The sequence below is a fragment of the Rheinheimera sp. genome, assembly GCF_036568245.1.
Classification (GTDB): Bacteria; Pseudomonadota; Gammaproteobacteria; order Enterobacterales; family Alteromonadaceae; genus Alishewanella.
The window spans coordinates 1-6,871 of record NZ_DATCSY010000147.1 but is presented as its reverse complement, the minus strand read 5'-3'; the positions used below and the strand labels follow the sequence as shown (position 1 = coordinate 6,871).

Here is a 6,871-nt window from a genome sequence, read left to right as displayed (position 1 = left end):
TAATCCGATAACGGCTGATACTTGGCATAACCTAAGTGAGATAAGGTCACTACCACGTCTTCTTCGGTAATTAAATCTTCCATGTTGATATCCAGCATATTGTCCTGATTATCGGTACGGCGCGCATCACCATATTGCTCTTTCACTGCCTGCAGCTCTTCACAGATCACTTCCATTAAACGCTCTGGGCTCGCCAAAATGTGTAGTAATTCCGCAATCAGCTCCAACAGCTGTTTATATTCGTCAAGGATCTTCTCATGTTCAAGGCCGGTCAGCTTGTGTAAGCGTAAATCCAGGATCGCCTGAGCCTGTTGTTCAGTTAAGAAGTATTTACCGTCACGAATACCAAAGTGTGCTTCCAGCCATTCCGGACGGGCGGCGTCTTGCCCTGCCCGTTCCAGCATGGCGCTGACGTCACCTAATTGCCAGCCGCGATCGACTAAACGCAGTTTTGCTTCGGCCGGGCTGGGTGAGGTTTTAATCAGCTCGATAATTTCGTCGATATTGGCCAGCGCTATGGCCAAACCTTCTAAAATGTGGGCACGATCGCGTGCTTTACGTAAATCGTATACGGTACGCCGGGTTACCACTTCACGGCGGTGCAGCACAAAGCACTGCAGCATTTCTTTCAGGCTTAACAGCTTAGGCTGGCCCTGATCCAATGCCACCATGTTGATACCGAACACTGTTTGCATTTGGGTATTGGCATACAGTTGATTCAGCATAACGTCTGAAGATTCACCACGCTTAAGCTCGATGACGATACGCATACCGTCTTTATCAGACTCGTCACGCAGCGCCGAGATACCTTCAATACGCTTTTCTTTAACCAGCTCGGCAATCTTTTCAATCAGACGCGCTTTGTTAACCTGATACGGAATTTCATTGACGATAATAGCTTCACGGCCGGTTTTCTCGTCAGTTTCAATCTCGGTTTTAGCGCGGATATACACCTTACCACGGCCGGTACGATAGGCCTCTTCAATACCCTTACGGCCATTAATAATGGCGGCGGTCGGGAAATCCGGGCCCGGGATAAACTGCATCAGCTCGTGCAGTTCAATATCAGGGTTAGCTATCAGCGCTAAACAGCCGTCAATCACTTCCGTTAAGTTATGCGGCGGTATATTGGTCGCCATACCAACAGCAATACCGCTGGAGCCGTTCACCAGCAGGTTTGGTACCTTGGTTGGCATAACGGCCGGAATTTGTTCTGTGCCGTCGTAGTTAGGAACATAATCGACGGTTTCTTTATCTAAGTCGGCCAGCAGTTCGTGCGCAATACGTGCCATACGCACTTCGGTATAACGCATCGCTGCTGCAGAGTCACCGTCGATAGAACCGAAGTTGCCCTGACCATCAACCAGCATATAACGCAGTGAAAACGGTTGCGCCATACGGACTATAGTGTCGTACACAGCGCTATCGCCGTGCGGGTGGTACTTACCGATAACGTCACCTACCACACGGGCAGACTTTTTATAGGCTTTGTTCCAGTCATTGCCCAGTTCCTTCATGGCGAACAATACGCGCCGGTGCACTGGCTTTAAGCCATCCCTTACATCCGGTAAGGCGCGGCCAACAATAACGCTCATGGCATAATCGAGGTACGAATTCTTTAATTCGTCTTCGATATTAATAGGAACTATTTCTCTGGCCAGATCTGTCATAAAACGCTAATTTCCCTTAAATCAGATAGATAACTCGCTTTTGTCGATGTTATAAAGCGCGAGACAACGCAGGATTCTAACACAGAAAATCCAGCTTGCCATGCATGAAATGCAGTGCAAATCTATCAGTGGCATTGCCGTAGCAGATCAAGGCTTTATAATGCGCAAAAAACCAAGAGCAAGAACATATGACTGCAGAAGCAAAACACACCCACAGCAACGTCGATCCTGACGAAATCGCAAAGTTTAATGATATAGCCTCGCGCTGGTGGGATCCGGACGGCGAATTTAAACCACTGCATTTATTAAATCCGGTGCGTCTGAGCTATATCAGTGACGAGTTGCAGGGCCTGTTTGGTAAGACCGTTATCGATATAGGGTGTGGTGGCGGTATTTTGGCCGAGAGTATGGCACGAAGCGGTGCCGACGTGACTGGCCTTGATATGGCAGAAGACTCGCTGAATGTCGCCCGGCTACATGCCCTGGAGGCCGGCGTTACACTCAACTATCAACAGGCGACAGCAGAGCACTATGCGGCAGCTCATGGGGCTCAATTTGATGTCGTCACCTGTATGGAAATGCTTGAGCATGTGCCGGAGCCTATGTCAGTGATTCAGGCTTGTGCGGATTTGGCAAAACCGGGGGCAACCTTATTTTTCTCCACACTGAATAAAACCTGGAAAGCTTATCTGTTAGCTATCGTAGGTGCAGAGCATGTGATGAAGCTGGTGCCTAAGGGCACACATGAGTTTAGTAAGTTCATTCGCCCTTCCACGCTGATGCGCTATCTGGAACAGGCCGGTCTTGAAGTCACTGACGCCACCGGTTTGCATTTTAACCCGGTGAATAACAGCTTTAAAACGGCACCGGGACTGGATGTCAATTATATCGTCGTTGCGCGTAAACCAGTCTGAAGTACTTCGGCTGCTGATTTTATCTGCACATAAATAGCTACTCGCTATAAAAAAAAGTTTGATAGAACAAATAAATTTAATCAGAAAAAAAGCTTGCGTAAGGCAGGCTTTTCTCAGCACACTAGCAGCGCGGTTAGCAGCCACTTACCGCCGATTCAGACGACATTTTTTCCCGCTCGTCAAGCCTTGCAAAAAGATCTGATCCACACTATCTTGTGATTACTTTCTTAAAAGCATCTATATGTTGTGTAATTAAACAGCAATAGCTGCTGATATAATGGCCGTGCGCTACATGGCTGACTATAACCATTAATAACAACTGAAATGGAAATCTGCAGCAATGACTCAATCTCTATTCGTCACTAAACGTGATGGTCGCCGTGAACCTCTGGATCTGGATAAAATTCACCGTGTGATTACCTGGGCGGCTGAAGGTTTATCTAACGTGTCGGTGTCACAGGTAGAGCTCAAGTCTCATATCCAGTTCTACGATGGTATTAAATCAGAAGATATCCATGAAACTATCATCAAGGCTGCCGCAGATCTGATTTCAAAAGACAGCCCGGACTATCAGTACCTGGCTGCCCGTCTGGCGGTATTCCATTTACGCAAAAAAGCCTATGGCCAGTTCGAGCCGCCGCATTTATACGACCATGTGGTAAAGATGGTTGAAGCACGCCGCTACGATCAGCACATTCTGGCCGATTACAGCCGCGAAGAGCTGGAGCAGATGAACAGCTTTATCGACCATAGCCGTGACTTAAACTTCAGTTATGCTGCGGTTAAACAGCTGGAAGGCAAATATCTGGTACAAAACCGCGTGACCGGCGCCATCTACGAGAGTGCCCAGTTCTTATATATTCTGGTTGCCGCCTGCTTGTTTGCTAATTACCCGAAGGCAACGCGTCTGGATTATGTGCGCCGCTTCTACGATGCCTGCTCACTGTTTAAACTGTCACTGCCAACACCGATTATGTCGGGTGTACGAACCCCTACCCGTCAGTTTAGCTCTTGTGTGTTGATCGAATGTGGCGACAGTCTGGACTCAATCAATGCTACCTCAAGTGCCATTGTGAAATACGTCAGCCAGCGTGCTGGTATTGGTATTAACGCCGGCCGCATTCGTGCGCTGGGCAGCCCAATCCGCAATGGTGAAGCCTTCCACACCGGTTGTATTCCGTTTTATAAGCACTTTCAAACGGCGGTAAAAAGCTGCTCGCAAGGTGGCGTACGTGGCGGTGCCGCGACATTATTCTACCCGTTGTGGCATCTGGAAGTGGAATCGCTGCTGGTACTAAAAAACAACCGTGGTGTAGAAGAAAACCGTGTCCGTCATTTGGATTACGGTGTGCAGTTTAACCGGCTGATGTACACACGCTTGATTAAAGATGATTACATTACGCTGTTCAGCCCATCTGATGTGCCGGGCTTATATGACGCCTTCTTTGAAGATCAGGAAAAGTTTGAACAGCTGTATGTACAGTATGAAAACGACAGCAGCATCCGCAAAAAACGCTTAAAAGCGCTGGAACTGTTTACGTTATTTATGCAGGAACGTGCCAGTACTGGTCGTATTTATCTGCAGAACGTTGATCACTGTAACACTCACAGCCCGTTCAACCCGAAATTTGCTCCGGTTCGCCAGAGCAACCTGTGTCTGGAAATTGCGCTGCCAACCAAGCCAATGAACGATGTGAACGATCCGGATGGCGAAATTGCACTTTGCACGCTGTCGGCATTTAACCTGGGCGCCATTGAAGATTTAGCAGAGCTGGAAGAATTGGCAGAGTTAGCGGTACGTTCACTGGACAGCTTACTGGATTATCAGGACTACCCTATTCCGGCAGCGTTCCATGCCTCAATTAACCGCCGTACCTTAGGCGTGGGTGTGATTAACTACGCTTATTATCTGGCGAAAAACGGCGTAAAATATTCTGACGGTTCAGCTAATGGCCTGACGCACCGTACCTTCGAAGCCATTCAGTATTACCTGTTAAAAGCCTCAAACAAACTGGCGCAGGAATTTGGTGCCTGTCCGAAGTTTAACGAAACCACTTACGCCGAAGGTATTCTGCCTATTGATACCTATAAAAAGGATTTGGACAAAGTCTGCACAGAGGCACTCCTGCTGGATTGGGAGCAATTACGCAAAGATATTCTGACCCATGGTCTGCGTAACTCGACGTTATCTGCACTGATGCCATCTGAAACGTCATCGCAGATTTCGAATGCGACTAACGGTATTGAACCACCACGTGGCCATATCAGTGTTAAAGCAAGTAAAGACGGTATTTTAAAGCAGGTTGTGCCCGAGTATGAGCGGCTGAAAAACAGCTACGAGTTATTGTGGGACATTCCGAATAACACTGGGTATCTGACGCTGGTTGCAATTATGCAGAAGTTTATCGACCAGACCATTTCGGCCAACACCAACTACGATCCGAATAAATTCGATGGCGGTAAAGTGCCAATGAAACTGTTATTACAGGATCTGTTGTCGGCATATAAGCTGGGTGTGAAAACCATGTACTATCACAATACCCGTGACGGTGCAGCGGATGTACAGGAAGACATTAAAGCTGAACCGGAAGATGATGGCTGCGCCGGCGGCGCCTGTAAAATTTAAGCATTGAGTAAACGGGCTACTTAGGTAGCCCGTACTTTGTATTGAACCTCTGTTAGGAAGATAAGTGGCAATGGCGTACACAACCTTCAACCGACAAATTAATGATCAGATGAAAGAGCCGATGTTCTTTGGCAATCCGGTCAACGTATCGCGCTACGACCAGCAAAAGTACGGCATTTTTGAAAAACTGATAGAAAAGCAATTGAGTTTTTTCTGGCGGCCGGAAGAAGTGGATGTCAGCAAAGACCGCATTGACTACCAAAACCTGCCAGAGCACGAAAAGCATATTTTCATCAGCAACCTGAAATATCAGACCCTGCTCGATTCAGTGCAGGGCCGCTCACCCAACGTAGCATTTTTACCCATAGTGTCGCTGCCCGAGCTTGAAACCTGGATCGAAACCTGGGCGTTCAGTGAAACGATTCATAGCCGTAGCTACACCCACATCGTACGTAATATCAGTGCAGAACCGCACAAGGTATTTGACGATATTATGCTGAACGAGAAAATTTTGCAGCGCGCTGAAGATGTAACGCGATATTACGATGCTTTGATTGATGGCATTAACCTGTATCAGCGCTGCGGTGAAGGCTCTCATACCATTAATGGCGAAACCCATAATATCAGCCTGTACGAGCTAAAACGCCGGCTTTACCTCTGTGTGATGTCGGTTAACGTGTTAGAAGCGATCCGCTTTTATGTGAGTTTCGCCTGTAGTTTTGCCTTTGCCGAACGCGAATTAATGGAAGGTAATGCCAAAATTATCCGTCTGATTGCCCGCGACGAAGCACTGCATTTAACCGGTACCCAGCATATGTTGAACATTATGGCGGCTGGTGATGATGACCCGGAGATGGCAAAAATTGCCAAAGAATGTGAAGAAGAAGCTTATGCTATTTTCCGCAAAGCTGCAGAGCAGGAAAAAGACTGGGCTGAGTTTTTGTTTAAAGATGGCTCAATGATTGGTCTTAACAAAGATATCCTGTGCCAGTATGTTGAATACATTACTAACAGCCGGATGCAGGCAATCGGGTTAAAAGCGATTTTTCCTACGACACAAAACCCTATTCCCTGGATCAATACCTGGCTGGTGTCTGATAACGTGCAGGTAGCCCCTCAAGAAGCAGAAATCAGCTCATACTTAGTTGGTCAGATAGATAACGAAGTTGACGGTGCTGATTTTGGCGACTTCGATCTGTAATAGCATTAATGCCCAGTGTTAAAGTTACAGGCGGTACTGTTATTAATTTTGACGGTAGCCGCCGAACCCTGCTTGAAGCACTGGAGCAATGCAGGTTAGATGTAAATTTTCATTGCCGTGAAGGGTATTGTGGCGCTTGCCGCTGTAAATTATTACAAGGTGAAGTGAGTTACCTGAATGAGCCGCTGGCATTTGTCCGCAAGGGTGAGTTTTTACCGTGCTGTAGTGTACCGCTGACAGATATCGACATTGAAATCCCCTGACATCATGGTAATTTACCGGCAAATACCGCAGACTACGCGGCAATAACACCGATCTTTAAGGAGATCACTGATGAAAGCCCTGCTGTTACTGATTGCCTCTGGTCTGGCAGCTGTTGATGTGCCGCACTATGAGCAATTGCTGGCCAAAGCCCAGTTTACAGAACTGGAACATCAGCTGGTGCAACAAGACAACTATA

5 protein-coding genes are annotated in these 6,871 nt (G+C 47.4%); 4 read left to right on the top strand and 1 reads right to left on the bottom strand.

Annotated features, from left to right (window positions below):
* The coding region (gyrA, locus tag VIN66_RS06335) for a DNA topoisomerase (ATP-hydrolyzing) subunit A (protein ID WP_331923186.1) at positions 1 to 1,670 on the bottom strand (1,670 nt) is incomplete at its 3' end.
* Between the two features lie 188 nt (positions 1,671 to 1,858).
* Between gyrA and ubiG the strand changes: the two genes are divergently transcribed.
* The 4 genes from ubiG (at position 1,859) to yfaE (ending at position 6,674) form a co-directional block, all read left to right on the top strand.
* Entirely contained in the window at positions 1,859 to 2,584 is a 726-nt protein-coding gene (gene ubiG, locus VIN66_RS06330) for a bifunctional 2-polyprenyl-6-hydroxyphenol methylase/3-demethylubiquinol 3-O-methyltransferase UbiG (protein WP_331923185.1), read from the top strand.
* A 340-nt stretch (positions 2,585 to 2,924) separates the two neighbouring features.
* A complete protein-coding gene (gene nrdA / locus VIN66_RS06325; RefSeq protein ID WP_331923184.1) occupies positions 2,925 to 5,210 on the top strand; it encodes a class 1a ribonucleoside-diphosphate reductase subunit alpha in 2,286 nt (761 codons plus the stop codon).
* Between the two features lie 70 nt (positions 5,211 to 5,280).
* Positions 5,281 to 6,411, top strand: coding sequence for a class Ia ribonucleoside-diphosphate reductase subunit beta (gene nrdB / locus VIN66_RS06320; protein WP_331923183.1), 1,131 nt, complete (start codon positions 5,281 to 5,283; stop codon positions 6,409 to 6,411).
* Positions 6,412 to 6,419: 8 nt separating this feature from the next.
* A complete protein-coding gene (gene yfaE, locus VIN66_RS06315; protein ID WP_331923181.1) occupies positions 6,420 to 6,674 on the top strand; it encodes a class I ribonucleotide reductase maintenance protein YfaE in 255 nt (84 codons plus the stop codon).
* Positions 6,675 to 6,871 lie beyond the last annotated feature (197 nt).

Excerpts from the sequence above, each read along its gene's own strand:
- ubiG (WP_331923185.1), top strand. The coding sequence starts at position 1,859 with ATGACTGCAGAAGCAAAACACACCCACAGCAACGTCGATCCTGACGAA.
- nrdA (WP_331923184.1), top strand. The coding sequence starts at position 2,925 with ATGACTCAATCTCTATTCGTCACTAAACGTGATGGTCGCCGTGAACCT.
- nrdB (WP_331923183.1), top strand. The coding sequence starts at position 5,281 with ATGGCGTACACAACCTTCAACCGACAAATTAATGATCAGATGAAAGAG.
- yfaE (WP_331923181.1), top strand. The coding sequence starts at position 6,420 with ATGCCCAGTGTTAAAGTTACAGGCGGTACTGTTATTAATTTTGACGGT.